Raw genomic sequence first — 25,693 nt, forward strand, 5'->3', positions numbered from 1 at the left:
GATGTACCCACTGAAAAACTGCTTGAAACGAGCGTTCTACGCCCAGTAACCGAAGAATCGCTTCTGTCTCTCTGAGTGAAAGACCGGCAGTATGGAGCCGGACGGCGAACGCCCTGACGGGCGTCGCCGTCCGCTCACGCTGCCAACATTCAAGCGTAGCGGTGTCCAAACTCTCCTTGAGCAGGTCTGAGAGTAGCATAGATCACTCACTCTTCGACCTGTTCGTTCCTTAACTAGACGGTGCCGGTACAACGAATACATATGCCAATCGACATCGACACGTTCGAGTCGTCTCCTCCGGACCGGTTGCAGGGCGGCGGTGAGACGAACGCCGAGCGCGTCATGCGGTTCCTCGCTTCACACCCGGACAAAGCGTTCACGCAGGGCGAGATTCGGGATGCGACTGACGTGAAGGCAGGGAGTATCAGCGTCGTGCTCTCCCGGTTAGAGGAGCGGGAGTTGGTTCGACACAAGGGCACCTACTGGGCGCTCGGCGAAGCCGACGAGGTCGCCGCGTATACTGACTTGTTGGAGGCACGCGCGCCGCAAACGAACAACTCGGCGAAGAGGACATAGACGAGTGGCTGGAGCACGCCGTCGACGACGAGGACGCTGAATGACCCACCAGCGCGGCGATGTCGTCTGGGGACCAGACCCGTTCAAATCCGGTGAGAGCCCGCGGCCGTGGCTGATTTTGAATACCGACACCCACCCGTTCGGTGACGAACAATACACGACGGTCACGCTGACGACGACACCACACGACGAGACCATCCCGATTGCAGAAGACGATTGGGTCGACGGTGGGATACCGCGTCAGAGCTACGCCTCTCCGTGGGCAGTTGCATCTCCGAAACACGCGGCAGTCCTGCGACGACAGGAGAGGCTCACTGAGTCGTTCGTCCAGTTCGTTATCGAGGGGATGCAGACGTATCTCGAATCTCCGAGTTCCACCATTTGACATCCTCCCCGCACTACGCGCGGTAAGCTGAATCTGTCAGAAGAGTGTCGTTCCGTGCGTTCTCCGGTTGTCGGTTCCTCCTCCGACTCATTCCCACGCGAGTACCAGCCCCGTCGCGGCCCCGACGACGACCGTCCTGCCGAGCGTCGAGAGCCGACCGACAACGGCAAAAACAGACCAAAAACGACGCGGCCGGACGCTACTCGACGACGACCGCGCCTTTCATCCCGAGCGTCTCGTGGGGCGTACAGGCGTATCTGTACGTCCCGGCCTCTTCGAAGGTGTGTTCGAACGTGTGGCCGCTACTGCCCGCCAATTCCGACTCGAAGCTCCCGTCTTCGGCCGCGACGTTGTGCGACCCGCCCTTCCCGGACCACTCCCAGACGACCGTCGTTCCGGAGTCGACACGCACGGCGGCCGGGCCGAACCCGAACGCCCCGCCGTTGGCCTTCGAACCCACCGTCACGGTGGCTGTCGAACGACCCGTCTCGTCGGCGACGCCGTCGTAGTTGTCGACGCCGTCGAACCAGCCGTCGAACTGCGGGGCGCTCCCGCCGCCGGAACCGCTATCCGCGCCGGTCGTTTCGCCGGACTCGGTCGTCTGCTCGGCGGTCGATTCCGCGGTCGTCGCGTCGCCCCCGTCCGCCTCAGCCGCGTTCGCGGCGTCGCCGTCGGAGCCGGAACAGCCGGCGAGCGCCGTCGACAGCGCCGCCGTCGCAGTCAGTGCCGTAAAGCGCCGTCTCGTGAGGTTGGTGTCGCGCGTCATCGAGTGTACCTCGGCGGCGACAGATGCAAGCGATTGTCCCGAACGTGTTCGGGTGAGCTCCCGCGCGCCGCGACTCCCCGAGGCGTCAGTCGCCCGCCGACCGGGTCGCTGGCATCGGGCCGTCGTAGTCGGCGGGCACGTACCCGCAGAGCGGGTCGCTGGCCAGCGGGTCGCCGGTGTGGGCGTACGCCCGCGAGCGACTGCCGCCGCAGACGTGGCGGAACTCGCACGCGCCGCACTTCCCCTCGAGGGCGTCGGGGTCCCGGAGCGACCGAAAGCGGTCGCTCTCGCGGTATCGCTCGACGAGCCCGCCCCCGCGGACGTTGCCGGCGGACGCGGGGAGGAAGCCCGACGGGAACAGCTCGCCGGTGTGACTGACGAAGGCGAACCCGTCGCCCGCGGTGATGCCGAGCCGGCGGCCGATGCCGTCGGTCGGGGGCGCATCGCTCGCGTCCCGCCGGCGCTGGATGGCGACTCGGCGATAGTGGGGCGCTTCGGTCGTCTTGACGCCGAAGGGCGCGTCCTCGCTCACCGAAACCAGCCACTCCATGACGCGCTCGGCGCGCTCGGGGGAAATCGGGTCGAGGACGCGCCCGCGCCCGACGGGAACGAGGAAGAACACCGACCAGAGCACCGCGCCGAGGTCGGCCACGAGGTCGCAGAGCGCGGGGAGTTCACCGACCGTCTCGGCGCAGACGGTCGTGTTTATCTGGAGCGGGAGGCCGGCCTCGCGGGCGGCGCGGGCGGCCGCGACGGTCTGCTCGAAGCTCCCGTCCTCGCCTCGAAAGGCGTCGTGGGTCGCCGCGGTCGCGCCGTCGAGACTGAGCGCCATGCGCCTGACGCCCGCGTCGGCGAGGTCGGCGACCGTCTCGGACGTCAGCGACGACGTCCCGCTCGGGGTGAGCGTCATCCGGAGGCCGAGGTCGGTTCCGTACTCGACGAGGTCCACGAGGTCCGGGCGGGCCAGCGGGTCGCCACCGGAGAGGACGACGAGTTGTCCGGGGCCGAACTCGCGGGCCTGTTCCAGCAGGCGCGTCCCCTCCGCGTCGGTCAGTTCGTCGGGGTGTCGCGCGGGCGTCGCGTCCGCCCGGCAGTGGTCACACGCGAGGTCGCACGCTTGGGTCACCTCCCAGACGAGGACGAACGGCCGTCGCGAGGTGTCGATGCTCGACGGGTCAGGCGGGGCCGTCGCCGTCGGCGGCGCGTGCGCGTCGCTCCCCTCGGTCGTGTCGGTGTCGACGTGTGGCGGTCGAGACATGACTCTGGTCGGGTGGTTCGACGGCGCGGGAGGTGAGCGACGCCCCGAATCTGTTCGGCTCACTGGGGGTGGGTTCGAGACGAACACGTTCGGGGTGAACTTCCTGCGCCGTCGCCTCCAACGACTCGCATATGGACCACGAGGCGTACCTCGACGGACTCGACGCACCGAACGAGCGAGCGGTCGACTTCCTCGACGTGCGGGAGTTGCCGCCGCCGGAACCGCTCGCGGAGACGATGAACCGCCTCGCCGACCTCGACGGCGAAACGGTGTTCGTCCAACTCAACGACCGCGAGCCGAAGTTCCTCTACCCGAAACTCGACGACCGGGGGTTCGCCTACTGCTCCGCCGAGCGCGACGAGGGCGTCGTCACCGCGATTTGGGAGCCCTGAGTCGGCGTTGCCGCCGACTATCCTCCAGCGTGAGCCTCGTCAGCGTCGGTCTTGACACCGCTTGCGCCCCGAAACGTATCAATCGACCCTAATTTGGCATAATCGTTAATGTAATAACACCCCGGGCGTTTGTACGTGGTATGAGTTCAGACCACACGAATACCACCCCCTCCGAGTGGTGTCCGGACTGCGGCTCGAAAATGGCCTTCACCGGTACACAGCCGGCGGGGCTCGCACAGTTCTTCTGCGAGCAGTGTCGGTACCGCCGCGACCGTTTCGTCGGCGGCGACTGACTGAACCCCCGTTCGTCTTCTCGGGATTCACGCGCTCGGGAGCGGTCGCGCTTCGCGGCGTCTCACCTCGCGGCGTCTCATTGAGTGGTACGACTCGCGAAGATGTTCGGAGCGCGTCCCCAAACCGTGCAATCATTGTTCGTTTATACCCGTGTCCGGCCACTCGATTCAACCGGAGGGAGACAACATGCTATCTACGACTCGGCGGCGGACGCTCCAGTGGCTCGGTCTCGGCGGTGCCGCCTCGCTCGCCGGCTGTGCGACGAAAGCGCCGACCGCCGCGCAGTCGCTCGACGGGACGGAAGAACCGACACAACAGAGTCCGACGAACATCGTCGACCAGGTCGCGGCCGACCCGACGGACATCCCCGGTCCCATCGACCGGAGCGAACCCGCGGAGGTCGACGTGACGCTCCGGCCGGAGGAGGTGACCGCGGAGGTCGAAGACGGCGTGACGTTCACCTACACGACGTACAACGGGCAGGTTCCCGGCCCGCTCGTCCGCGTCCGGCAGGGAGACACGGTGAACCTGACGTTCGAGAACCCCGAGGGGAACACCATGCCGCACAACGTCGACTTCCACGCGGTCGCCGGGCCCGGCGGCGGCGCGGGAGCGACGATGACGAACCCCGGCGAGACGGCGCACCTGCGGTTCAAGGCGACCTACCCCGGCGCGTACATCTACCACTGCGCCGTGCCGAACATGGACATGCACATCAGCGCCGGGATGTTCGGGCTCATCCTCGTCGAGCCGCCGGAGGGACTGCCCGAGGTCGACCACGAGATATACCTCGGCCAGCACGAACTGTACACCGACAAGGACGCCGGCGAGGAGGGACAGCACGCCTTCGACTACGAGGCCATGCGGAACGAGGAGCCGACGTACGTCCTCATGAACGGCGAGAAGTACGCGTGGACACCTAACGGCCGGGGACCGGCCGCGACGGTCGGCCTCGACGAGACGGTCCGGGTGTACTTCGTCGACGGTGGACCGAACCTCTCCAGTAGCTTCCACCCCATCGGGAGCGTCTGGGAGACGCTCTACCCCGAGGGGTCGCTGACGACCGAGCCGCAGACCCACATCCAGACGCGGCAGGTCCCGCCGGGGAGCACGACCATCGCGACGATGCGTTCGCCCGTCCCCGGCGACTTCAAGCTCGTCGACCATTCGCTGTCCCGCGTCGTCCGCAAGGGCTGTATGGCGGTCGTCCGCGCCGAGGGGCCGGCGGACCCCGAGATATTCGACCCCGACCCTGACCCGCAGTAGCGCCCCCGCATCGACTGGAAATCATCGCTGTCCGCTGTTTTTCAATCTCTCTGTCGAGCCCTCTCGGTGTTGAGAGAACCCGTGTGCAACGCTTGAGAGTCGGTCGCCGAGTCGGTGTGTGCTCGCCGTTCGCTGGTCGAGGTATTGTGGCTGAGCGATGGTGTGTCGGAAGCGATTGCCCCGAGAAGCGACCACAGCATTATGCCGTTCGCTTTCGAAGTTCCGAGGATGCCAGACGACAAACAGGGCCGAGACAAGCAAGCGGCCAACGAAGAACAACGCCAGCGCGAGCGAGCGCTCCGAGAGGCGCGTGACCGCGCCGACGAACCCGAACCCGGGAAGCAACTTGGGGACCTCGACGACGCGCTTGAAGTGCAGGACTATCCGACCACAACGGAGCAAGTCGTCGAGAACTACGGCGATTACGAGGTCGAAACACAAAGCGGGTGGAAACCCATCGACGAGGTGCTCGCTTCGGTTGACAACGAGATATACGACTCCGCGGACGACGTTCGCGACCGGATACAGCGGTTAACAAATCGGGAGTGAGTGCGTCCAAAGCGGTCTCTGTCGTAGCGATATTTCGGTACCCCTCGTTCCGAGGCGTGTCCTCTCTGTCTGTGCCACGCTTTGGGTCGTCCACATCAGTACCAGTTGAACGTGTTCGGGGGTGGGCCTACGCCGACGGCGACCCTACGTCGGACTATGCCAGACATTCCATCCCTGTTCGGCGGGTCGCGAAGCGACCGCTTCGACGACATCGACCAGTTCGTGCCCGAACACCTGCCCGACCCGGACGCCTTCCTCGACGGCCACCGCGTCCTCGACGGCGACGACCACGTCGCCGTCCACCGGGTCACCCGCGAGTTGTTCGAAGAACGCGGCGTCTACGACGTGACGTTCGGATACAACCTCGCGCGGTTGAACCTCGACCGACGCCACCCGAACGCGGGCTTCCGCTACGCGGCGGACCGAGACGACCCGTCGGTCCTTCTCGCGGAGTTCACGCCGACGACGCCGTTTTGCCCGCAGTCGAAGACGCTCACCGTCGGCGCGTTCCGGGCGTGGAACGGCCTCGCCGACCGCCACGACTACGACCGCGTCCGGGTCCGCGTCGCACCGATGCACCAGCAGGCAGACGCCATCAACGCGGAACTCGACGCGATGGACCCTGCTGACGCGCAGGCGGCGACGGACGGCTCGACCCCCGATACCGGGTCGCCGACGGCTGAGCGCGACAACGACGAGCCGGGGACGGTCTCGCTCTCCGAGGAGTTCGAGGCGGCACTGAAGCGGCTGTCGGACGAGACGGAGTAAGTCGGGGGTTCGTCCGCGGGTTGGCTCCGCGGGTCAGTCGTCGTCAGCCGGCGCGAACACGAGTACTGCGCTACTGTCGACCGGCGCGCGCGGCGAGATGTCGCAATCGCCGCCGAACCGCAGCAGCTCTCCTGCCGCGATGTCGTGCGTCTCGCCGTCGAGAGTGAGTTCCATCCGGCCGGCGACGACGTGGAAGACGACGTCGAAGCCGGGGTGAGAGTGCGCCGGCACCTCGTCACCGGCTTCGAGGCGGAGTCTGACGGTTTTCGGGCGGTCCGTCTCGAAGACGAGCGCGTGCGTCTGGGCCGGGAGGTCGGCGAGCGCGGCGTGTTCTGGCATCACGGGTGGGTCGTCGGCCGCGCGGCCGGTAAGCCTGCGGCCGAACGCGTTCGGGGGACGCGGGACCGGGAGCGAACGAGAGCCAGAACGAACGAGGTGAGCGACGGCAGGTGCTCTTTTCACCTTCGGGGGAGTTGACGTGTTCGATGCCCTCCATAGTTGACGAGACCGTGTTCAGTGAGCCCTCCGGGGGTCTCTTCGCAGTCGTCCAGCTCTGTGGCGCGCTCATCATGTCGGGGCTCTATTGGCAGTACGCCGTCGTGGAACAGTCCGTCTCGGGGGGGTGGCTCCTGTTCATGATAGCCGGGACCGCCCTGTCCGGCATCGCCGAATCGCTTCCGAAGAACCGACGACGAGCGGCCGGCGTCCTGCGTCTCGCGGCGGTTCTCGTCCTGACGTGCCTGCTCGCGATTCTCTTTCTCGCGCGCGAACTGTTCGGGATGTGAGAGCGCACAAGACCCGTCTCTAACGCATCGACTCAGTCCGCGCCGTCGTCCGCGTCGACAGCCGACCCGGCCGCGTCGCCGACCAGCGACTGCGGGCTGTGAACCCAGATGACTCGCAGGAGGTTCGCGGCGAACGCCGCGACACCGACGAGCACGAGCGTCCAGCCCGCCGTCTCGAAGACGGGCGAGAGTCCGGCGAGGTCGCCCGCGACGACGGCGGCGACGCCCGCGAGGACGAGGCCGAAGTCGAGGCGGGCGAGGCGGGCGCTGTAGAGGTCGTCGAGCATCGGCACGGGTTCGAGACCGAGGCGGTCGCTGTAGCGGTGGACCCAGACGATGAAGGGGACGACGTGGTAGAGCGTCCCGAGCACGACGAAGCCGACGAACCCAAGCAGAAACAGCGAGTCGGCCCCCGGCGCGCCGAACAGACGGTCGCCGGCCAGCGGAGCCGCGAGCCACGCGGGAAGCGTCAGGACGGCCCAACCGGCGAGGGCGACGGTCGCGACGGCGTACCGGGTGAGCATGGGGGTCCAGTCGACGGCCGACTCGACGAGGCGACGGGCGAGAATCGCGGCGACGCCGAGAAGCGAGAGTGCCACGAGCGCGCCGCCGACCCGCGCGAGCGTCGGGTCGGAGACGAGTCGGCCCCCGGCGAGCGCGGCGACGCCCAGCGGGTAGCCGATTTCCTCGACGCGGCGGAGCCACACGTCGACGCCGCGGAGCGTCGTCTGGGTGAACATCGTCGCGAGTTGGTAGAGCGCGCCGACCACGGTCGTCACGACGACGCCGAAGACGGCAAGCGTCACGTGGGCCGCGCGGACGCTCCCGTGGGTTGCGCCGACGCCGGCGAAAAGCGGGCTCGTGAAGTCGACCGCGAGCAGGAGGCCGAGCGCGGTGGCGACCGCGAGAAAGCCGAGTGCGAGGCCGAAGTGGCGCTCGGTCACGTCGTAGTGGTCGAGCCGAGAGAGCGTGCGCGCGACGTTGTAGGCGAACGTCCAGAAGCCGAGGAACGCGGCGGCACCGAAAAGCGGGAGCCACGCGAACGCGCCGAGGAGGAAGCACGCCGCGAGACCGACGAGACCGACGCTGACGGCCCACAGTTGGGCGGTCGCGAGCCGCCGCGAATGGAGGTCGGCGCCGGACCAGACCGGGACGAACTGCGTCATCGCGCCCATGATGGTGACGCAGACCCACCCCGCGAGCAGGAGGTGGACGTGCGCGAGACGAGCGGTGCCGGCGACGACGCCGGCGGCGAGGGCGACTCGGAGGCCCACCGCGGCCGCGAGGAAGCCGAGCGCGACGACGAAGTGCCGGAGCGGAATCGTCATCGGTGGCTGTCGAGCCGTGTCGATGTCGGCGGGAATGGCGCTCATAGGTGACCTAGCGTGGCGCGCAATCCTACCGGTGACGCCGAACATATTCGGCGAGGGTAGTGAACCGACGGAGACGGGCTTGGACCGCGGTGCCGACCCGCGGTCGCGACGCTACTTCTTCGGGAACGTCGCGGCGAACTCGTCGGGAGCGCGCTGTTCGACCGCGTAGTTGTCGGCGTCGAAGGCGTCGACTTCGGCCTGCATTTCGTAGAACAGCGGTTTCGGGTCGTGGTCGTTGAGAATCGTCAGCGACTCGCCGGCGGCGAGGTCGTCGAAGGCGGCGTGAATCTTCGGATGGCGCTCCGCGGGTGGGAGGTCGCGCACGTCGAGGGTGGTGTCTGACATACGCGTCGTACCTCGCGGGGGACCGTCGAGTCGGTTCCCCCGAACACGTTCGCTCGCGGAGCCGAGCCGAATCGATACTATCTGTGGCAAGTAGCTAGTAAATATAATGATTCTACGATTGTTCTCGGTGAAGAATACGTTCGTCGCCGAGCGTCGGTCGCGTTCGAACGAGCCCTGAATAGCCCGGGGAGTCCCGCGCTAAAGGGCCTTTATGGTGGTTGTGGGTTCTCGAAGTTCCCACTCGAACGACAGTTGTTTCCCGAGTGTCACCGACGAAAATCAGTCCGAGAGATATATTTATAACGATTCAATATATTGTTTACTGGTAGGCCCACACCAGCAATAACAAATTGGGCAGGGCACGGAACACACATGACAGACACATACGTCGGTTCGATCGACCAGGGGACGACCGGAACGCGCTTCATGATCTTCGATCACAGCGGGCAGGTCGTCGGCAACGCCTACGAGAAACACGAGCAGATTTACCCGAATCCGGGCTGGGTCGAACACGACCCCCTCGAAATCTGGGAGAACACGAAGCAGGTCATCGTAGACGGGCTGGCCGACGCCGGCCTCGACGCGGAGCAACTCGAAGCGCTCGGCATCACGAACCAGCGCGAGACGACCATCGTCTGGGACCGCGAGACGGGCAAGCCGGTCCACAACGCGCTCGTCTGGCAGGACCGCCGGACGACCGACCGCGTCGAGGAGCTCCAGGCCGAAGACAAAGTCGAGTGGATTCGCGAGAAGACCGGCCTCGAAGCGGACGCCTACTTCTCGGCGACGAAAGTCGAGTGGATTCTCGACAACGCGGAGCCGCTGAAGCTCCAGAGTTCGCGCGGCGACGACCTCCGCAGTCGGGCGGAGGAGGGCGAACTCCTGACGGGAACCATCGACGCGTGGCTCATCTACAACCTGACGGGCAACCACATCACTGACGTGTCGAACGCCTCGCGGACGATGCTCTACGACATCGAGGCGCTCGACTGGGACGACGACCTCCTCGCCGAGTTCGACGTGCCCAAAGAGATGGTCCCGGAGGTCCGGCCGTCCTCGGACGAAGACCTCTACGGCCACACGGACGCTGACGGCTTCCTCGGCGCGGAAATCCCCGTCGCCGGCGCGCTCGGCGACCAGCAGGCCGCGCTGTTCGGCCAGACCTGTTTCGACGAGGGCGACGCGAAGAACACCTACGGCACCGGCTCGTTCTACCTGATGAACACCGGGACCGAGGCGGTCTCGTCCGACCACGGTCTCCTGACGACCATCGGGTTCCAACTCTCCGGCGAGCCCGTCCAGTACGCCCTCGAAGGCTCCATCTTCATCACGGGCGCGGCCATCGAGTGGCTCGAAGACGTCGACCTCATCAACAACGCCGCCCAGACGGCGGAACTCGCGCGCTCCGTTAAGTCCACCGACGGCGTCTACATGGTCCCGGCGTTCACGGGACTCGGCGCGCCTCACTGGGACGGCCGCGCCCGCGGCACCATCGTCGGCATGACCCGCGGCACGCGGAAGGAGCATCTCGTCCGCGCGACGCTCGAATCCATCGCCTACCAGACCCGCGACGTGGCCGAGGCCATGGAGGCCGACTCGGGCGTCGAACTGAACGCGCTCCGCGTCGACGGCGGCGCGGTCAAGAACAACTTCCTCTGTCAGCTCCAGTCCGACATCATCCAGACGGACATCGCCCGGCCGGAGGTCGACGAGACGACCGCCCTCGGGTCGGCGTACGCCGCCGGCCTCGCGGTCGGCTACTGGGACACCGTGGACGAACTCCGCGACAACTGGCAGGTCGACCGCGAGTTCTCGCCCGAGGCCGACGCCGAGCGCGTCGATAAAATGTACGACCGCTGGCACGACGCGGTCGACCGCTCGCTCGACTGGGCGCGCGAAGACGAAGCCGAGGGGGACGAGTGAGATGGCCATCGTCTTCGGCCTCGAAGCCATCGACATCCTCGTGCTCGTCATCGCCTCGTTCGCGGGCGGGATGTTCGGCGCGTCTCTCGGGGCACTGCCGGCGTTCGTCTTCACCGGTATTATGGTCCTCGTCGGCGAGGCCGGTAACGTCGTCTCCACGGAGTTCGTCGGGGGCGGGAGCCTCGTCGCCGACGCGGCGGGCGGCTACGGTGCCGGCATCGTCGGCCCGCTGGCGTTCGGTCCCGTCTTCGGTCCCCACGTCGCCTTCGCGGGCGGCGTCGCCGCCGCGGCCTACGCCGCGAAAAACGACGGGATGCCCGCGCCCGCCGACGGCGACTACCACCCCGCGAAGGACATCGCGTACGCGCTCGGCACCCGGCCGGACATCCTCGCGGTGGGCGGCGTCTTCGGCATCATCGGAATGGCGGTTCGTCAGACCTCTGCTGGGCTCGCGCTCCCGCTCGACCCGCCCGCGGTCGGCGTCGTCCTGACCGCGTTGCTCGCTCGCGCCGTCTTCGGCTACGAACTCGTCGGGACCCCGCTCGGCAAGGGCTTCCTCGACGTGTCGCCGTTCGAGACGGGCAGAAAACGCGAGGCGATGACCGACGGCGGGACCGCCACCGGCGGTTCGTACCGCCTCGCGGTCGAGCCGTGGCTCCCGCACCAGTACAAGTGGAGCGGCGTCGCCGCCGTCGGGATGGCCGTGGGCATCCTCAGCGCGTACATCTTCGCGCGCACGGGGAGCCTGTTCATCCCGTTCGGCATCTCCGCGACGAGCCTGCTGTTCTTGAACCTCGGCGTCGAGAAGATACCCGTCACCCACCACATGAGTCTCCCGGCGACGTTCATCGCCAGCATGGCCATGCTCGACGGCGCGAGCGTCCCCGTCGCGCTCGTGCTCGGCGCGGGCTTCGGCGTCCTCGGCGGCCTCTTCGGGGAGGTCTACGAACGCGTCTTCTACGCGCACGGTAGCACCCACTTCGACCCGCCCGCGGCCTCCATCGTGACGACCACGTTCATCCTCGGCCTGCTCGCCATCGCTGGCGTGTTCACCACGGCCGGCGCGGTGCCCCTGCCGTGAGCAGTCAGAACTGATATACCTCCCATTTTGGAACTATCATCCACGACATGGACATCGAAGCGAGGATTAAACGTCGGCAGCGCCGTGACGGTGAGCCTCGCCTCTTCGTCGACTACGATTCGCTCTCGCCGGTCGCGCACACCGACGACCCGGTGAACTGTGGTCCGGTACTGGAGCGACTGCTCGACTACCTCGACCCGGTGTTCGACGGCCACCTCCCGCCGAACGCCTACGTCTACGGCCCCAAAGGGTCGGGGAAGTCGGCGGTCGTGACGGCGCTTTTCGACCGCCTCGTCCGCGTGTCGAGCGTCAACAACGCCGCCATCCACACGACGACCCGCGTGCAGGCGACGTTCGCGCCGCGGTTCGTCTACGTCGACGCGCGCGAGACGACCAGCGCGTTCGCGTTCTATCACGCCGTGCTCGACGCGCTCGCCGACGAATCGGTGCCCAAGCAGGGCATCAAGACCGAGGCGCTCCAGTCGCGGCTCAAAGAGACGCTCGACGGCCCGAAGACCGGAGCCATCGTCGCCGTCGACCACCTCGGGGAGCCGGGGACGCTCGACGGCGAGGCGTTCGTCGACCTCTGTGCCGGACTCCCGAGCACGGTCAGTTGGCTGGCCATCGGGCGCGCGCCGCCCGACGAGACGGTACTGACCGACTACACGGCCGACGAGGTGCAGTTCGAGCCCTATCAGAGTCAGGTGCTCATCGACGTGCTGATGACGCGGGCGTCGGCGGCCGGGTCGCGGCGGACGCTCGACCACCGACTCGCCCGCGACATCGCCGAGTGGGCCGACGGCGACGCCCACGACGCGCTCGCGGCGCTGTTCGGCGCGGCCGACGAGGCGGTCCGCAACCGACATCGGAGCATCACGGCCGCCGACGTCGCCGCGGGCATCGCGGCGGTCCCCCAGCCCTGCGTCTCGCTCGGACGCGTGCTCGCGCTCCCGGAGAACCGCCAGCAGGTGCTCCACGAACTTCTTGCGTTGCGCCCCGACCAACAGGAATCGGTGCAGGCGGCGAGCCAGCACATCGCGAAATCGGTCGATCTCTCTGCGACGACGGTCAAGCGAATCCTCTACGAACTCGCCGAAGACGGCATCACCCGCCGGGTCACGGCGGAGCGCGTCGACCGGAAAGGACGACCGCCGAGTCGGCTCGAACCGCAGTTCCCGACGGTCGTGTTCGAACGGCTGTTCGCCGCGCAGTAGTCTCCCGGGTGAAAAGTACGCCCGTGTTGGTACGTTCGGCCGGTCACCGGCGGTGCGGTTAGAAGCTCGCGGGTTCGGTGTCCTGTTCCCGCTCCGGCCAGTACTCGGAACGAATCTCCCGGATACAGCCGCGTTGGCGGCCGAGGCGACGACTCGGGGGGTCCACCCCGTCGCCGATGCCGTCGAAGACCCGCCGACCGCGCCGTCGTCGGCGTCGTGCAACGTGTACGCGGGGGACAGAACTATACTTCATCCACGGGACGTGTAGGTAATGACGACCGCCCCGACGCCCGTCCGTGCGCCGCCCGTCGGCGCTCAGTCGAACCGCTTCAGCGCGCCCGCGACTCCACAGGGTGTATCGACCGCATGACAGACGCATCGAGTCGGGAAGACGACGTGGTCGACGCCGTCGTCGAGACGCTCTGTGCGGCCGCGCCCTCGATTCGGGCGGGACTGCCCGGCCGGCGCGTCTACGACAAAGGGACGAACCCGAGCGGCGAGCGCCAACTGGAAGCCGATACCTACGCCGACGAACTGCTGTTGAAGCGGCTTCGCCCCCTCGACGGCGTCGGCGAGTACGCCAGCGAGGAGCGCCCCGACGTCATCGACGTCGGCGAGGGGGTGTCGGTCGCGCTCGACCCGCTGGACGGGTCGACGAACCTGAAGCCGAACAACGTGATGGGGACGCTCTACAGCGTCTACGACGAACCGCTCCCCACGGGCGGCGAGAACCTGCTCGCCGCTGGCTACATCCTCTACGGCCCGGTGACGACGCTCGTGGCCGCCCGCGACGGCGTCGTCAGCGAGTACATCCTCGAATCGGGCGTCAAGCGCCCGCTCCGCGAGGAACTGACGCTCCCCGACGACCCGGCCATCTTCAGCTTCGGCGGCCGCGTCAACCGCTGGTTCGACGAGTTCGAGGCGTTCGCCCGCGAGACGGAACGGACAGAGGGAATGAAGCTCCGCTACGGCGGGTCGATGATCGGCGACGTGAACCAGATTCTCCACTACGGCGGCGTCTTCGCGTACCCCGCACAGACCGACGCGCCGGGCGGGAAACTCCGCCAGCAGTTCGAGGGCTTCCCCATCGGCTACATCATCGAGTGCGCTGGCGGGCGGTCGTCCGACGGCGAAGCGTCGCTCCTCTCGGGGACGCCCGAGGGGGTCCACGACCGCGTGCCGGTCTACATCGGCAACGATTCGCTCGTCGAGTCGCTGGAAGCGCGACTGAACTGACGGCACCGCCTTCGGTGGCGTGGTGACGAGCCACGCGCTCTGCGGCGACCGAACACAGTCGACGAGCCGATGCTCGGTCAATCGTCGCGTGAGGCGCTCGACTCGACGCAAACGAGCCATCCTAACAGATAAGAACAATGCATTCGCACCAAACACGTTTTGATTCCAGAACAGCAGGCACGGTCTGTGAATGGCTCTATTCTCACCACCCATTATCTGGGTTTCAAGCTCCCTAAACGTTCTAAAACAGGGTTATCTGAGGACAGCCGAGGATAGAACAGCGTGTCGAAGTCGGTTAACCGACATCCGCAGTCAGCTCCCCATAAGACCACCCACTACCGCCTATTGTCGCCGATTCCATCATCAGGGGCGCGCTATCGAGTCGACAACCCCTGAACAGCCAATAATTCTATAATATGCAATTTAGAATTTATTCTTGACATGTGTTTCGAGACGGACAGAGTCGAGTGGGTTCCCGCAGGCGGAGCGCCGCGTATCGGCCTCGCCACGCCGAACTGGCCGGGGAAACATCGGACGCCGGCGAGTGCGAGCGCCAGCAAAAGATTACACGCATATTTCTGTCATGGAACCCGGCCGGGCGGCTCAGTCGAAGCGCCCGTCGTTCGAACTCCGCGCGGCCATATTCATGTTCACCTCGATGATGTTGGCCGTGCTCGTGACCATCTCGGGGATGGCGTCGTGGAACTGCTCTCCTTTGATGCGACTCGTCGGGCCGGATACGCTCAGCGCGCCGAGGACGGTGCCGTTGCGGTCGCGAATCGGCGCGCCGACTGCGCGGAGGCCTTCGATTTCCTCCTCGTCGTTACAGGCGTACCCCCGCTCGCGTATCTGGTCCAGCTCGTCGAACAGCGCGTCGCGGTCGGTGATGGTCGCGTCGGTCTTCGCCGGTAGGCCGTGTTGGTCGACGATTTCCTCGACCCGACTGCGCGGGAGGTACGCGAGGATGGCCTTGCCAGTCGACGACGCGTGGAGGTTGTCCGGGCGCTGAATCTTCGACTGCTGGTACTGGCTCCCGACGGCGCGCTCACCGCGCACCTTGAGCAGGCTGATGCGCAAGCCGTGTTGTTCGGTCGAGAGGTGGGCGTACTCGCCGGTCTTCTCGGCGAGCGCCTCGACTTCCTCCTTGCCGACCTGATACAGTATCTGCTGGTTGCGCACGTACTCGCCCAGAAGCAGGAACTGGAGGCTGAGGTGGTAGCTGTCGCCGTCCTTGGCGACGAGGTTGTTCTTCCGCAGGGTCGCCAGATGGTTGTACACCGTGGACTTCGAGAGGCCCAGGTAGTCGACCAACTCGGCGACGCGCGCACCGTCTAACTCCTCGAGCGCCCTGACGACGCTGACCGCCGTGTCCACCGTGCTGAGGGTCCGGGACGGGGCATCGGTGTTGGGGTTCTCGGGCATGCTACGAAAACGTCTATCCGGTGTGATAGCTGTTCCGGATATCTTGCAATCGAAACGTGAGATAGAAATCGGTGCCGAGACCGTCGAACTGGACCGATATCAATCGATGATTGTCCAACAGACGGCGCGTCCGCGGGACGACCGGTCTCTGTGGTGCGCGCGAACCAGTGCGTCACCCGTAACGCGATGGAAGCGACGCCTAACCCTCCCGACCCCAGGGTTGTCAGATGTGTGGAATCTCTTTTTTCCCCGTCTTCTGCTATCTCACCGGTTTTGAGTCGGTTCTCACCGTGAATCGGTCGCCGAACCGTTGTCTATACTGACAACGTCTCGAGATGGGGTGACAGAGCGCTCAGTTCTCCCAGAAAGAGCCGATAGCCGGGTGGCGAGCGCTCGGTCGGTGAGGCGTAGTCATCTGCAAAAACGATAGCTAGCGGCCGAACGTGGCTGTCGACTCAGGGGGCGGGGCCGAAGCCGCGACGGGGGTTCCCGTCGAGGGAGAGTGTCACATATCGAAACTGTCGGCGCGACCGCGAGGAACACCACAGAGGAGACGTGACTCTGGTTGTGAGTGGCATCCACTCCGCTGAGGCGGGTCAGCGAGCGGCAGGCCGCTGACCGGGACTCACGAGCTGGCGAGGCGAGCGAGCGTCCCCGCGAGAACCGTCGCCGCGGTCGCGCAGTCCGCCCAGTCCGTCCATTCGCGCGGGTTGTGCGAGAGGCCGTCCACCGACGGGGCGAACAGGAGCACGGCATCGGTGACGCTGGCAACATTTGCAGTATCGTGCATCGCCGCGGAATGCATCCGTTCGGCGTCGATATCCTCGGCCGCGGCGGCGGCGTGCGCGGCGGCGACACAGTTGTCGGCCATTCGACTCGGGCGCTGGTCGCGGTAGCGGTCGAACTCCGTCTCGACCGGGTGGGCGGCTTCGACTCCGTCGAGCGCCGCGTCGGCCCGCTCGGCGATGGCGTCCATCGCGCGGGAGTCAACGTCGCGGATGTCCATCTGCAGGCTGACTTCTCCGGGGACGATGTTGCGCGCGTTCGGGGTCACGTCGAACTGCCCGATGGTCCCCACGGCGGTCGGACTCTGATTTTGCGCCACGTCGTCGGCCGCGGCCCGGAACTCCACGACGAACTCGCTGGCGGCGACCAGCGCGTCGCGGCGCTCGTCCATCGGGGTCGCACCGGCGTGGTCGGCCTCGCCGACGATGTCGGCCGCGCAGGTCGTGATGCCGGTGATGGCGTCGACGACGCCGACACCCGCGCCCGCGGACTCCAGCACGGTCCCCTGTTCGATGTGGAGTTCGGCCCACGCGTCCCACTCTTCGGCCGCGATGGTGTCGGTCCCGCGGAAGTCGATGGCGTCGAGGTGCGCGTCGAGGGTCGTGCCGTCGGCGTCGCGGAACGCGAGCGCGTCGTCTGCGTCCCGCGCGCCCGTCGCCACGGACGACCCGAGCAGGCCGTGCGAGAAGCGCGCGCCCTCTTCCTCGGTGAACGAGACGACGTCGATGGGCCGGTCGAGCGCGAGGTCGGCTTGCCGTTCTTGGAGCGTCCGAACGGCTTCGAGCGCCGCGTAGACGCCGAGCGGACCGTCGAAGATGCCGCCCTCGGGGACCGAGTCGAGGTGACTCCCGGCGGCGACGGGGGCCGCGTCGGGGTCGGCCCCCTCGGGAACCCATCGCCCGGCGATGTTGCCCACGGCGTCGACGCGGACCGAGAGGCCGGCGTCGCGCAGTCGCTCGACGAAATAGTGGCGGGCACGTCGGTCGGCGTCGCTCCCGGTCAGGACGGTGCGGCCGCGCCCCGCCGGCGCGTCGATGTCGCCGAAGCGGGCGTTCGCTTCGATGTCCTCGCGGAGTCGTTGCTGGGAGGCCTCCATGTTCGGCTCAACTCGCAAACGACGTCTAATAACTGTGCGTGTTGGTGGCAGGTTCTACGGGGCACTGGCGGCGACGGGGGGTGAGACGCGCGGCTGGCCGAGGTCGAACAGCCGGGTCGAACCGCCGCGTTAGAGCGTTCGCATCGTCTGGCACACCACGTCGACGCCGATGTCGAGGGCGTCCTCGTCGATATCGAACCGCGAGGTGTGGTGGCCGAACTCGTTGCTCGCGCCGATGCCGACGTAGGTCGCTTTCCCGCCGTGTTCCTGAACCCGCCGGATGAGGTAGGAGGCGTCCTCGCTCCCCCCGATGTCGAGTCGCGGGACCGTCTCGGTCACGTCGTCGAGGTCGGCCGCCGACGCGAGGACGGCCGCTATCATCTCGTCGTCGGCCGTGAACGTCGCCGTCTTCCCGTACAGCCCCGTCTCGACGGACACGTCGTGCATGCCCGCGGCGTGGTCGAGCACGCGCCGGGCCTCTCCGAGCATGTACTCGTTCAGGTCGGCGGTCCCGCCGCGGACCTCGACGCGGAGGCGCGCCTCCTCGGCGATGACGTTCTGCGGGTTGGGCGACTCGAACTTCCCGACGTTGATGCGGGTCGCGCCGTCGGCGTGGCGGGGAATCCCGTAGAGGTTCTGGACCGCGGCCGTCGCCGCGTGGAGCGCGTTGCGCCCCTCGTTGGGCGCGTTGCCCGCGTGGCTCGGGGCGCCCTCGAAGGTCACGTCGAGCTTCGCGTTCGAAAGCGGGTTCTCGTAGGCGGCGATGACGGTCCCCGTGGGGTTGCCGAGGCCGAGGTGGAGCGCGAGGAAGTAGTCGACGTCCGCGAGCAGGTCGGTCTCGCTCATCGGCTTGCCGCCGCGGCCGCCCTCCTCGGCGGGCTGGAAGAACAGCCGGAGCGTGCCGTCGAACCCGCCGCCGTCGTCGATGTCGCGGGCGATACCGAGGCCGATGGCGGTGTGACCGTCGTGGCCGCACGCGTGCATCTCGTTGGGGTGCGTGCTCGCGAAGCCGAGTTTCGCGGGGCGATGTTCCTCGTCGCTCGACTCGGTGCGTTCGAGGGCGTCCATGTCGACGCGGACGCCGACGGTCGGCCCGTCGCCGAACCGCTTCTCGGCGACGAGACCTGTGACGCCGTCCATCCGGTCGAGATAGGCCTCGGGAGCGCCTTCCTCACGTGCGCGCTCGAGTGCGACCGCGACGGCGTCGTCGTCGGGGACGCCCAGTCGCTCGTCTTCGGCGACGGCGTCGGAACCGAGGTGGAGCGTGAACTCGCGGTCGTCGAGCGCGGCGGCGATGAGTGCGGTCGTGCGGAACTCCTTCCATCCGGACTCCGGATGGGCGTGAAGGTCCTGTCGTAACTCTCGCAGGGAGAGCGTGCTGGCGTACGCCATGAAGCCGACATTGCAACCACCCCGCTAAACTGTTTGGGAAGCGGTAGCACAACGAACTCGCCCGGACTATAGTGAGATATAGTGCCAAGATTGTGAGAGTTTGGCAAAGCTATAAATAACGGTGTTTCATGAGCTAAGGTATCACGCGTACCGCTACGAAGGTGTGTACGTAGCTCAACAAAACAATGGCAGACGACAACATTACCGAGATAAACATGGACAGACGGCAATTTATCGCGGCCGCCAGCGCGGTCGGCGCGACGGCGTTCGCGGGCTGTACCGGCGGTGGCTCCGGTGACTCCGGTGGCTCCGGTGGCTCCGACGGGACCGAAACGAGCGGTGGAAGCACCGAGAGCAGTTCATCGGGGGACTCGGGAGAGACCGTCCGCGTCAACGTCGCGCTCGCCGCGGAGCCGTGGAACTTCGACCCCGCGCTCTGGACGGACACCGCGACCAGCACCATCGGCGGCCTCGTCTACGACGAGGTCATCGAGCTGACGCCCGACTCCGAGCTCCAGCCCGGTCTCGTGACCGAGGTTCCCGACCCCATCGACGGCGGGACGGCCTTCGAGTACACGCTCCGCGAAGGTATCACGTTCCACAACGGCGACGAGGTGACCGTCGAGGACTTCAAGTACTCCGTCGACTGGATTCTCAACCCCGACAACAACTCGCCGGTCAAGAGTCGCCTCCCGTTCGTCGAGGACACCGAAATCGTCGGCGACCGGACGCTCCGGCTCAACCTCTCCCAGCCGTTCGGGACGCTCAACTGGTGGCTCACGCGCGGGCTTGAAGGCATCGTCCCCGAGGGCTCCCGCGGCGACACCGCGGAGGGCAAAGGACCGAGCGGCCTCGCGACCGACCTCACGCAGGACCCCTCCGGCGCGGGCACCGGCGCGTTCAAATTCGTCGAGTGGAAAAGCGGCAGTCACGTCCTCCTCGAAAAGAACGAGGACTACTGGAAGGAGGGCGCGCCCGCCGTCGACGAGTTCAGGTTCAACTTCATCGGCGAGGACTCCACGCGCCTCGCGAACCTCCGTTCGGGCCAACTCGACCTGACCGACAAGGTCCCTCCGAAGGACTTCGAGAGCCTCAGCGGCCAGCCTGACATCACGACCGAGTCCGTCCCCGGCAACTTCACGCAGGTGCTGTACGTGAACCTGATGGAGTCGGAGGGCAACCCGATGAGCAACCGGCACAACCGCCGCGCGGTGCTGTTCGGCATCGACCGCGAGGAGATTCTCGACGAGGTGTTCTACGGGCAGGGCGCGGTCCAGAAGGGACCGTGGTACCCCGACAACGACTGGACCTCGCCGAAGCTCAAGGAGATGCAGATGTACGACCCCGAGAAAGCGCGCCGGGAACTCGAACTCGCGGGCAACCCCGACGGCTTCGAGATGGACATCATCGCCACGAAGGGGTCGTGGTTCAAAGACGAGGCGGTCGTCATCCAGAACCAACTATCGGAAATCGGTATCGAAGCCAGCGTCACCGCCGTCGACAAGTCCACGCTCCTCAACCAGGTGTACAGCACGGACACGTGGCACGCCGCGATGGAAGACTGGGCGCAGTCGATTCCGGTCGCCACGTCGTGGCTCGACGCGGGCTACGCCGACAACAACCACAACCACAACAACTGGCACCACCCGTCGGACGACCTCGAAGACATCTACGCCCCGAGCGGCCCCGCCGCGCCCGACGACGCCGAGGGCGACTTCTCGAACGGCCACGAGTGGTACGTCTCGAAGCTCCGCGAGGCGCAGGCGTCGACGGACGAACAGGAACAGAAGGAAATCGTCTGGGAACTGGAGGAGTACCTCGTCGAACACGGCATCCAGATAGACATCGCCTACGTGAACAAGCTCGAAGCGTGGCGCAACGCCGTCAACGACTACGACGTGGGCACGTTCCAAGACAACTACCGCTTCGTCTCGAAGGGTGAGTGAGGAGCCGATGCACACGCGTTCGCGTCGGACTCGTCGACCGCCTCCGGCGACCGGGGAGGTGACTCAGCCGTGAGCATGTCCCGGTTCGTCCTCAAGCGCCTGCTGTTGAGCGTTCCCGTCCTCCTCGGGGTGAGCGTCGTCGTCTTCGCGCTCGTTCACCTCGCGCCGGGCGGGCCGGTGCGGGTGATGCTCGGCCCGCTCAGCAACGAAGAGCTCGTCAGACAGATTCGCCTGGAGATGGGGCTCAACCGCCCGCTGTACGTCCAGTACGGCATGTGGGTGTTCGACGCGCTACAAGGCGACTTCGGCGTGTCGTGGACGGTCCAACAGGGGACGCCCGTGACAGACATCATCGTCGAGCGCATCCCGCTGACGCTCGAGCTCTCGATTCTCAGCATGATTACGGCCGTGGTCATCGCCATCCCGGCGGGCATCATCAGCGCCGTTCGGAAGGACAAGCCCGCGGACCACGCCGCGCGCATCGCCGCGCTGTCGGGCATCTCGATTCCCGACTTCTGGCTGGGTATCATCCTCATCATGATCTTCGCGGTGCAGTTTTCGTTCCCGTGGGCGACCGGCGGCTGGACGCCGCCGTGGGTCGACCCGGTGGCGAACCTCCAGCAGTTGTTCCTCCCGGTCATCACCCTCGGGACGGCCTACTCCGCGCTCATCGCCCGGATGATGCGCTCGGAGATGCTGGACACGCTCAGTCAGGACTACGTCAAGACCGCCCGCGCGATGGGCATCAGCGCGCGCGAAATCGTCCTCAAGGACGCCTCGAAGAACGCGCTCATCCCCGTCGTGACGGTTATCGGCGTCGGACTCGGCCAGCTGATGAACGGCGCGATTCTGACCGAGACGGTGTTCAACCTCCCCGGTATCGGGAAGCTCCTGATACTGGCCATCGACCGCCGCGACTACCGCATCATCCAGGCGCTCATCCTGTTCATCGCGAGCGTGTTCGTCTTCGCGAACCTCGCGGTGGACGTGCTGTACGCCTACCTCGACCCCCGCATCAGACACGATGGAAACTAACATGGCAACGACAGACCACACGGACGAGGCGGTGCCGGCCGCGCAGGCCCCCGGCACGCACCACAGTCAGTTCGAGATGTTCTGGAAGGAGTTCCGCCAGAACACCCTCTCGCTCGTGGGGAGCGCGATTATCCTCACGATGCTCCTGACCGCGCTGTTCGCGCCGTTTCTCGCCCCCCACGACCCGACGACGCAGTTCGAGGCACCGGACGGTGAACACAACCCGATGCCGATGGGCACCGAGATGCTCGTCGATAACAGCGACGGCGAGGTCGTCGGCACGACGACGGCCTACCTCGGCACCGACCACCACGGCCGGGACATCCTCTCGCGCATTATCTACGGGTTGCGGACGCTGATGACCGTCTCGCTCGGCGTCGTCGGCTTCGCGATGGCGCTCGGCGTGACCGCCGGCGCAATCGCCGGCTACTACCGCAACACGTGGGTCGACGAGGTCATCATGCGCTTTATGGACATCCTGTTTTCCTTCCCGAGCCTCATCCTCGCCATCGCGGTGCTCGGCGTGCTCGGGGTGGGGAGCACGGAGTACAGTTCGTTCACCCTCCCGAACATCGTGAAGGTCATCGCCGTCATCGGCGTCGTCTACATCCCGAGTTTCGCGCGCGTCATGCGCGGCTCCGTCCTCAAGGAGATGGAAGAAGACTACATCGACGCCGCGAAGTCCCTCGGCGCGAGCGACCGACACATCCTCGTGAAGGACATCGCCGTCAACACCCTGCCGACCGTCGTGGTCCAGGGGACGCTCTACATGGGGACGGCCGTCCTCGCCAGCGCCGCGCTGTCGTTCCTCGGGCTGGGTATCCAGCCGCCGAACGCGAGCCTCGGGCTGATGCTGTCGAACGCCCGCGGCTACCTCTACAGCGGCGAGTGGTGGTACTCGGTGTTCCCCGGGCTCGTCATCGTCGTCACCATCCTCGGGTTCAACCTGCTCGGTGACGGCCTGCGCGACGCCCTCGACCCCCGCAACGACGGAGGCGAGCGATGAGCGCCGAACCGGACGAACAGCCCGTGCTCGAAATCCGCGACCTCGTCACGCGGTTCTACACCGACGAGGGGACGGTCAAGGCCGTCGACGGCTCGTCGTTCGACCTCTACGAGGGTGAGACGCTGGGCATCGTCGGCGAGTCGGGCTCCGGCAAGTCCGTGACCGCGCTGTCGATGCTCCAACTCGTCGACAGCCCCGGTCGCATCGAGGGAGGGAGCGTCCGCTACCGCGGCGACGACCTGCTCGAAAAGAGCGAGGCCGAGATGCGGTCGATTCGCGGCAACGACATCGCGATGATGTTCCAGGACCCGATGACGAGCCTCAACCCCGTGTTCACCGTCGGCGACCAAATCAGCCGGGTCATCAAGACCCATCAGGACGTGTCGGACACGGCGGCCCGCGAGCGGACCATCGAGCTCATGGCCGACGTGGGCATCCCCGAACCGACCTCGCGCGTGGACAACTACCCCCACCAGTTCTCCGGTGGGATGCGTCAGCGCGCGTTGCTGGCGATGGCCATCTCCTGCGAACCGGACGTGCTCATCGCCGACGAACCCACGACGGCGCTCGACGTGACCATCGAGACACAGATATTCAACGTCCTCGACAGACTCCAAGAGAAGTACGGGATGAGCATCATCCTCATCACGCACGACCTCGGCGTCGTCGCCGGGACTTGCGACCGCGTCGCCGTCGCCTACGGCGGTCGCGTCGTCGAGCGCGCCGGCGTGGACGCCCTCTTCGAGAACCCGCGGCACCCCTACACCCGCGGCCTCATGCGGTCGATTCCGCGGCTGACCGACGACACAGACCGGCTGACGCCCGTCGAGGGCGACGTGCCGAACCTCACCGACCTACCGTCGGGCTGTTCGTTCCACCCGCGGTGTCCCCACGCGACCGCCGAGTGCGAGTCGTACGACCCCGAACTGCGGGAGGTCGAACCCGGCCGGGAGGCCGCGTGTCTCCACGCCCGTGGCTACAATCTCTCGAAGTCGACCATCGAGACGGAGCGCGCGGAGGCGGACGGCGGACGCCGCGTCGCGCCCGCGACCGACGGAGGTGAGTCGCGATGAGCGACGACCCGCTGTTGTCCGTCTCGGGACTCCACAAGTACTTCACGCAGAACGACGGCTTCATCGACCGCCTGCTCGGAGCCGACGAGACGGTGAAGGCCGTCAACGGCGTCTCGTTCGACATCGAACGCGGTGAGACGCTCGGACTCGTCGGCGAGTCCGGCTCCGGCAAATCGACGACGGCGCGGTCGGTCCTCCGGCTGGACGAGCCCACGAAGGGAACGGTCAGCTACGACGGCACCGACCTGACGGCGCTGTCGGACCGGGAGATGACGGAGATGCGAAAGCGCATCCAAATCGTCTTTCAGGACCCCGCGTCGAGTCTCAACCGCCGGAAGACCGTCGGCCAGATAATCAAACAGCCGATGGAGATTCACGGCCTCTACGAGGGCGAACGCGACGCCCGCGTGGACGAACTCATGGAGACGGTCGGCCTGCCGCCGCAGTACTCCAACCGCTACCCCCACGAGTTCTCCGGTGGCCAGCGCCAGCGCGTCGGCATCGCCCGCGCGCTCGCGGTGGACCCGGACTTCATCGTCGCCGACGAGCCCGTCTCCGCGCTTGACGTGTCGATTCAGGCGCAGGTTCTCAACCTCCTCGACGATTTGCAGGAGGAGTTCGACCTGACGCTTCTGTTCATCGCCCACGACCTCAGCGTGATTCGCCACGTTTGCGACCGCGTGGCCGTGATGTACCTCGGCGAAATCGTCGAACTCGCCGACGCCGACGAGCTGTTTTCGAACCCACAGCATCCCTACACGCGGGCGCTATTGGGCGCGATTCCGCAACCGGTGCCCGAACTCGCCCGAAATCGGCAGGTGCTCGAAGGCGAGGTTCCCTCGCCGCTCGACCCGCCGTCGGGCTGTTCGTTCAACCCGCGGTGCCCCGCGGCCACCGAGGAGTGCACGTCGGTCGACCCGACGCTCGACGACGTGGCGGGCGCGACCGGCGGCCACAAGGCCGCCTGTATCCACGTCGACGAGTTCGAGGCCGGCGCGGGCGTTCCGAGCGCCGCGCAGGCCGTCGACGAGCGCTTCAGCATCGAGAACTTCGACGCCGAACCGACGCTCGTCACCGACGGACGGGGAGACGACGACAGATGAACCTCGCCGTCAAGCCGATGCTCCGCATCGTCCTGACGTTCGCCATCGTGTGGTTCTACCGCGGGCTGTTGCCGCCGCTGTCGCCCCTTGCGACCACCGTCGCGCTGGTCGTCCTCGCGGTGCCGACGTGGGTGGTCGTGAGTCGCCTGCTTTTCAACTCCGGCGGGGCGCTGGCGATGGTCGACGACGAGTTCGACCGCAAGTAGTGGGAGCGCTCTCACCTTGGTAGCCGTTCGGGAGCGTTGCTCGCGACCGAGCGGATAGCGTTCACTTCGATTTCCACTGGTCAGAGCGACGGGTCGTGGTGCGTCGGTACCGGTTTTCACGATATACAGCGCAGTTTGTTGGTCGTGTCCATCCGCACGGGACGCGCGTGAGTCAAGCAGTGTAGCGAAGGCCGACTCATGATAGCACCACACCATAGGAAAATATATACAATATTGTTCTTCGAGAATAAGGTGTCGCTCCGCTACGAAGTATCAGCCACATTTCTCATAGTCGAGCATATTAGTGAATTTTCCGGATAAAAATAGATATATAGTGGTAATTCGATTTATAAATGTGATAAAATTATAAATTCCATTTGGAATTAATATCGTGGTCGAATGCGAGGAAGAGTATCT

At 66.3% G+C, this 25,693-nt stretch carries 24 protein-coding genes and 3 pseudogenes; 18 read left to right on the forward strand and 9 right to left on the reverse strand.

Annotated features, from left to right (window positions below):
• Positions 1 to 199: pseudogene (locus ACFQI8_RS17150) on the reverse strand (IS6 family transposase); the annotation flags it as partial.
• A gap of 62 nt (positions 200 to 261) precedes the next feature.
• Here ACFQI8_RS17150 and ACFQI8_RS17155 point away from each other — a divergent pair.
• A pseudogene (locus tag ACFQI8_RS17155) lies at positions 262 to 620 on the forward strand (MarR family transcriptional regulator).
• Positions 617 to 961, forward strand: coding sequence for a hypothetical protein (locus ACFQI8_RS17160; RefSeq protein WP_390246948.1), 345 nt, complete (start codon positions 617 to 619; stop codon positions 959 to 961). The pseudogene ACFQI8_RS17155 and the gene ACFQI8_RS17160 overlap by 4 nt, the downstream one beginning before the upstream one ends.
• 199 nt (positions 962 to 1,160) lie before the next feature.
• Here the strand turns inward: ACFQI8_RS17160 and ACFQI8_RS17165 are convergent, their stop codons facing one another.
• A complete protein-coding gene (locus ACFQI8_RS17165; protein WP_390246950.1) occupies positions 1,161 to 1,727 on the reverse strand; it encodes a halocyanin domain-containing protein in 567 nt (188 codons plus the stop codon).
• A gap of 85 nt (positions 1,728 to 1,812) precedes the next feature.
• Positions 1,813 to 2,985, reverse strand: a complete 1,173-nt coding sequence (locus ACFQI8_RS17170; RefSeq protein WP_390246952.1) for a TIGR04053 family radical SAM/SPASM domain-containing protein — start codon at positions 2,983 to 2,985, stop codon at positions 1,813 to 1,815.
• 32 nt (positions 2,986 to 3,017) lie between these two features.
• Here ACFQI8_RS17170 and ACFQI8_RS17175 point away from each other — a divergent pair.
• The 5 genes and pseudogenes from ACFQI8_RS17175 (at position 3,018) to ACFQI8_RS17195 (ending at position 6,254) form a co-directional block, all read left to right on the forward strand.
• Positions 3,018 to 3,377 (forward strand): annotated as a pseudogene (locus ACFQI8_RS17175) (DUF2249 domain-containing protein).
• Between the two features lie 140 nt (positions 3,378 to 3,517).
• A complete protein-coding gene (locus tag ACFQI8_RS17180) occupies positions 3,518 to 3,670 on the forward strand; it encodes an HVO_2142 family zinc finger protein (RefSeq protein WP_390246954.1) in 153 nt (50 codons plus the stop codon).
• A gap of 187 nt (positions 3,671 to 3,857) precedes the next feature.
• Positions 3,858 to 4,937: a copper-containing nitrite reductase gene (nirK, locus tag ACFQI8_RS17185; RefSeq protein WP_390246956.1), complete on the forward strand. Its 1,080-nt coding sequence runs from the start codon at positions 3,858 to 3,860 to the stop codon at positions 4,935 to 4,937.
• 228 nt (positions 4,938 to 5,165) lie between these two features.
• On the forward strand, positions 5,166 to 5,486 hold the full coding sequence (locus ACFQI8_RS17190; protein ID WP_390246958.1) for a DUF5789 family protein: 321 nt from the start codon (positions 5,166 to 5,168) through the stop codon (positions 5,484 to 5,486).
• Positions 5,487 to 5,642: 156 nt separating this feature from the next.
• Positions 5,643 to 6,254, forward strand: a complete 612-nt coding sequence (locus ACFQI8_RS17195) for a hypothetical protein (RefSeq protein ID WP_390246960.1) — start codon at positions 5,643 to 5,645, stop codon at positions 6,252 to 6,254.
• Between the two features lie 33 nt (positions 6,255 to 6,287).
• Here the strand turns inward: ACFQI8_RS17195 and ACFQI8_RS17200 are convergent, their stop codons facing one another.
• Entirely contained in the window at positions 6,288 to 6,593 is a 306-nt protein-coding gene (locus tag ACFQI8_RS17200) for a cupin domain-containing protein (RefSeq protein WP_390246962.1), read from the reverse strand.
• Between the two features lie 146 nt (positions 6,594 to 6,739).
• On the opposite strand from ACFQI8_RS17200, the gene ACFQI8_RS17205 reads away from it, so the two are divergent.
• The gene (locus tag ACFQI8_RS17205; RefSeq protein ID WP_390246964.1) at positions 6,740 to 7,039 is read left to right on the forward strand and encodes a hypothetical protein; all 300 of its coding nucleotides are present in this window, start codon (positions 6,740 to 6,742) and stop codon (positions 7,037 to 7,039) included.
• Between the two features lie 32 nt (positions 7,040 to 7,071).
• On the opposite strand, the gene ACFQI8_RS17210 is transcribed toward ACFQI8_RS17205, so the two are convergent.
• Both ACFQI8_RS17210 and ACFQI8_RS17215 read right to left on the reverse strand, forming a co-directional pair.
• On the reverse strand, positions 7,072 to 8,412 hold the full coding sequence (locus ACFQI8_RS17210; RefSeq protein ID WP_390246966.1) for a hypothetical protein: 1,341 nt from the start codon (positions 8,410 to 8,412) through the stop codon (positions 7,072 to 7,074).
• A gap of 111 nt (positions 8,413 to 8,523) precedes the next feature.
• Positions 8,524 to 8,757 carry a DUF2249 domain-containing protein gene (locus ACFQI8_RS17215; protein ID WP_390246968.1) on the reverse strand — a complete coding sequence of 78 codons (234 nt, stop codon included), beginning with the start codon at positions 8,755 to 8,757 and terminating at the stop codon, positions 8,524 to 8,526.
• A 372-nt stretch (positions 8,758 to 9,129) separates the two neighbouring features.
• Here ACFQI8_RS17215 and glpK point away from each other — a divergent pair, with 372 nt between their 5' ends.
• From glpK to ACFQI8_RS17235, 4 genes are all read left to right on the forward strand, one after another.
• Positions 9,130 to 10,680 (forward strand): glycerol kinase GlpK, encoded by a 1,551-nt coding sequence (gene glpK / locus ACFQI8_RS17220; protein WP_390246970.1) that lies wholly within the window; start codon positions 9,130 to 9,132, stop codon positions 10,678 to 10,680.
• Position 10,681: 1 nt separating this feature from the next.
• A complete protein-coding gene (locus tag ACFQI8_RS17225) occupies positions 10,682 to 11,761 on the forward strand; it encodes a DUF7973 family transport facilitator (protein WP_390246972.1) in 1,080 nt (359 codons plus the stop codon).
• A 47-nt stretch (positions 11,762 to 11,808) separates the two neighbouring features.
• Positions 11,809 to 12,975: a Cdc6/Cdc18 family protein gene (locus ACFQI8_RS17230; protein WP_390246974.1), complete on the forward strand. Its 1,167-nt coding sequence runs from the start codon at positions 11,809 to 11,811 to the stop codon at positions 12,973 to 12,975.
• A 366-nt stretch (positions 12,976 to 13,341) separates the two neighbouring features.
• A complete protein-coding gene (locus ACFQI8_RS17235) occupies positions 13,342 to 14,211 on the forward strand; it encodes a class 1 fructose-bisphosphatase (protein WP_390246976.1) in 870 nt (289 codons plus the stop codon).
• A gap of 603 nt (positions 14,212 to 14,814) precedes the next feature.
• On the opposite strand, the gene ACFQI8_RS17240 is transcribed toward ACFQI8_RS17235, so the two are convergent.
• From ACFQI8_RS17240 to ACFQI8_RS17250, 3 genes are all read right to left on the reverse strand, one after another.
• The gene (locus tag ACFQI8_RS17240; RefSeq protein ID WP_390246978.1) at positions 14,815 to 15,633 is read right to left on the reverse strand and encodes an IclR family transcriptional regulator; all 819 of its coding nucleotides are present in this window, start codon (positions 15,631 to 15,633) and stop codon (positions 14,815 to 14,817) included.
• 625 nt (positions 15,634 to 16,258) lie between these two features.
• The gene (locus ACFQI8_RS17245; protein ID WP_390246980.1) at positions 16,259 to 17,515 is read right to left on the reverse strand and encodes a M20 family metallo-hydrolase; all 1,257 of its coding nucleotides are present in this window, start codon (positions 17,513 to 17,515) and stop codon (positions 16,259 to 16,261) included.
• A gap of 129 nt (positions 17,516 to 17,644) precedes the next feature.
• Positions 17,645 to 18,907, reverse strand: a complete 1,263-nt coding sequence (locus ACFQI8_RS17250; protein WP_390246982.1) for an amidohydrolase — start codon at positions 18,905 to 18,907, stop codon at positions 17,645 to 17,647.
• Between the two features lie 185 nt (positions 18,908 to 19,092).
• On the opposite strand from ACFQI8_RS17250, the gene ACFQI8_RS17255 reads away from it, so the two are divergent.
• The 6 genes from ACFQI8_RS17255 (at position 19,093) to ACFQI8_RS17280 (ending at position 25,276) form a co-directional block, all read left to right on the forward strand.
• A complete protein-coding gene (locus tag ACFQI8_RS17255; RefSeq protein ID WP_390246984.1) occupies positions 19,093 to 20,853 on the forward strand; it encodes an ABC transporter substrate-binding protein in 1,761 nt (586 codons plus the stop codon).
• A gap of 75 nt (positions 20,854 to 20,928) precedes the next feature.
• Positions 20,929 to 21,888, forward strand: coding sequence for an ABC transporter permease (locus ACFQI8_RS17260; RefSeq protein WP_390247118.1), 960 nt, complete (start codon positions 20,929 to 20,931; stop codon positions 21,886 to 21,888).
• 1 nt (position 21,889) lies between these two features.
• Positions 21,890 to 22,894, forward strand: a complete 1,005-nt coding sequence (locus tag ACFQI8_RS17265; RefSeq protein ID WP_390246986.1) for an ABC transporter permease — start codon at positions 21,890 to 21,892, stop codon at positions 22,892 to 22,894.
• On the forward strand, positions 22,891 to 23,967 hold the full coding sequence (locus ACFQI8_RS17270) for an ABC transporter ATP-binding protein (RefSeq protein WP_390246988.1): 1,077 nt from the start codon (positions 22,891 to 22,893) through the stop codon (positions 23,965 to 23,967). The genes ACFQI8_RS17265 and ACFQI8_RS17270 overlap by 4 nt, the downstream gene beginning before the upstream one ends.
• Complete coding sequence (locus tag ACFQI8_RS17275) at positions 23,964 to 25,070, forward strand: ABC transporter ATP-binding protein (protein ID WP_390246990.1); 1,107 nt, start codon at positions 23,964 to 23,966, stop codon at positions 25,068 to 25,070. The genes ACFQI8_RS17270 and ACFQI8_RS17275 overlap by 4 nt, the downstream gene beginning before the upstream one ends.
• Positions 25,067 to 25,276 carry a hypothetical protein gene (locus ACFQI8_RS17280; protein ID WP_390246992.1) on the forward strand — a complete coding sequence of 70 codons (210 nt, stop codon included), beginning with the start codon at positions 25,067 to 25,069 and terminating at the stop codon, positions 25,274 to 25,276. The genes ACFQI8_RS17275 and ACFQI8_RS17280 overlap by 4 nt, the downstream gene beginning before the upstream one ends.
• The last annotated feature ends 417 nt before the right edge of the window (positions 25,277 to 25,693 follow it).

Origin of the sequence: Haloferax chudinovii, assembly GCF_042663345.1 — an archaeon.
Lineage (GTDB): Archaea > Halobacteriota > Halobacteria > Halobacteriales > Haloferacaceae > Haloferax > Haloferax chudinovii.

Bases quoted from the DNA above. Each gene is read 5' to 3' on its own strand.
- nirK (WP_390246956.1), top strand. From the start codon at position 3,858: ATGCTATCTACGACTCGGCGGCGGACGCTCCAGTGGCTCGGTCTCGGC.
- ACFQI8_RS17170 (WP_390246952.1), bottom strand. From the start codon at position 2,985: ATGTCTCGACCGCCACACGTCGACACCGACACGACCGAGGGGAGCGAC.
- ACFQI8_RS17275 (WP_390246990.1), top strand. From the start codon at position 23,964: ATGAGCGACGACCCGCTGTTGTCCGTCTCGGGACTCCACAAGTACTTC.
- ACFQI8_RS17230 (WP_390246974.1), top strand. From the start codon at position 11,809: ATGGACATCGAAGCGAGGATTAAACGTCGGCAGCGCCGTGACGGTGAG.
- ACFQI8_RS17190 (WP_390246958.1), top strand. From the start codon at position 5,166: ATGCCAGACGACAAACAGGGCCGAGACAAGCAAGCGGCCAACGAAGAA.
- ACFQI8_RS17245 (WP_390246980.1), bottom strand. From the start codon at position 17,515: ATGGAGGCCTCCCAGCAACGACTCCGCGAGGACATCGAAGCGAACGCC.
- ACFQI8_RS17180 (WP_390246954.1), top strand. From the start codon at position 3,518: ATGAGTTCAGACCACACGAATACCACCCCCTCCGAGTGGTGTCCGGAC.
- ACFQI8_RS17240 (WP_390246978.1), bottom strand. From the start codon at position 15,633: ATGCCCGAGAACCCCAACACCGATGCCCCGTCCCGGACCCTCAGCACG.
- ACFQI8_RS17195 (WP_390246960.1), top strand. From the start codon at position 5,643: ATGCCAGACATTCCATCCCTGTTCGGCGGGTCGCGAAGCGACCGCTTC.
- glpK (WP_390246970.1), top strand. From the start codon at position 9,130: ATGACAGACACATACGTCGGTTCGATCGACCAGGGGACGACCGGAACG.
- ACFQI8_RS17215 (WP_390246968.1), bottom strand. From the start codon at position 8,757: ATGTCAGACACCACCCTCGACGTGCGCGACCTCCCACCCGCGGAGCGC.
- ACFQI8_RS17225 (WP_390246972.1), top strand. From the start codon at position 10,682: ATGGCCATCGTCTTCGGCCTCGAAGCCATCGACATCCTCGTGCTCGTC.
- ACFQI8_RS17210 (WP_390246966.1), bottom strand. From the start codon at position 8,412: ATGAGCGCCATTCCCGCCGACATCGACACGGCTCGACAGCCACCGATG.
- ACFQI8_RS17280 (WP_390246992.1), top strand. From the start codon at position 25,067: ATGAACCTCGCCGTCAAGCCGATGCTCCGCATCGTCCTGACGTTCGCC.
- ACFQI8_RS17270 (WP_390246988.1), top strand. From the start codon at position 22,891: ATGAGCGCCGAACCGGACGAACAGCCCGTGCTCGAAATCCGCGACCTC.
- ACFQI8_RS17165 (WP_390246950.1), bottom strand. From the start codon at position 1,727: ATGACGCGCGACACCAACCTCACGAGACGGCGCTTTACGGCACTGACT.
- ACFQI8_RS17260 (WP_390247118.1), top strand. From the start codon at position 20,929: ATGTCCCGGTTCGTCCTCAAGCGCCTGCTGTTGAGCGTTCCCGTCCTC.
- ACFQI8_RS17255 (WP_390246984.1), top strand. From the start codon at position 19,093: ATGGCAGACGACAACATTACCGAGATAAACATGGACAGACGGCAATTT.
- ACFQI8_RS17200 (WP_390246962.1), bottom strand. From the start codon at position 6,593: ATGCCAGAACACGCCGCGCTCGCCGACCTCCCGGCCCAGACGCACGCG.
- ACFQI8_RS17205 (WP_390246964.1), top strand. From the start codon at position 6,740: ATGCCCTCCATAGTTGACGAGACCGTGTTCAGTGAGCCCTCCGGGGGT.
- ACFQI8_RS17235 (WP_390246976.1), top strand. From the start codon at position 13,342: ATGACAGACGCATCGAGTCGGGAAGACGACGTGGTCGACGCCGTCGTC.
- ACFQI8_RS17160 (WP_390246948.1), top strand. From the start codon at position 617: ATGACCCACCAGCGCGGCGATGTCGTCTGGGGACCAGACCCGTTCAAA.
- ACFQI8_RS17265 (WP_390246986.1), top strand. From the start codon at position 21,890: ATGGCAACGACAGACCACACGGACGAGGCGGTGCCGGCCGCGCAGGCC.
- ACFQI8_RS17250 (WP_390246982.1), bottom strand. From the start codon at position 18,907: ATGGCGTACGCCAGCACGCTCTCCCTGCGAGAGTTACGACAGGACCTT.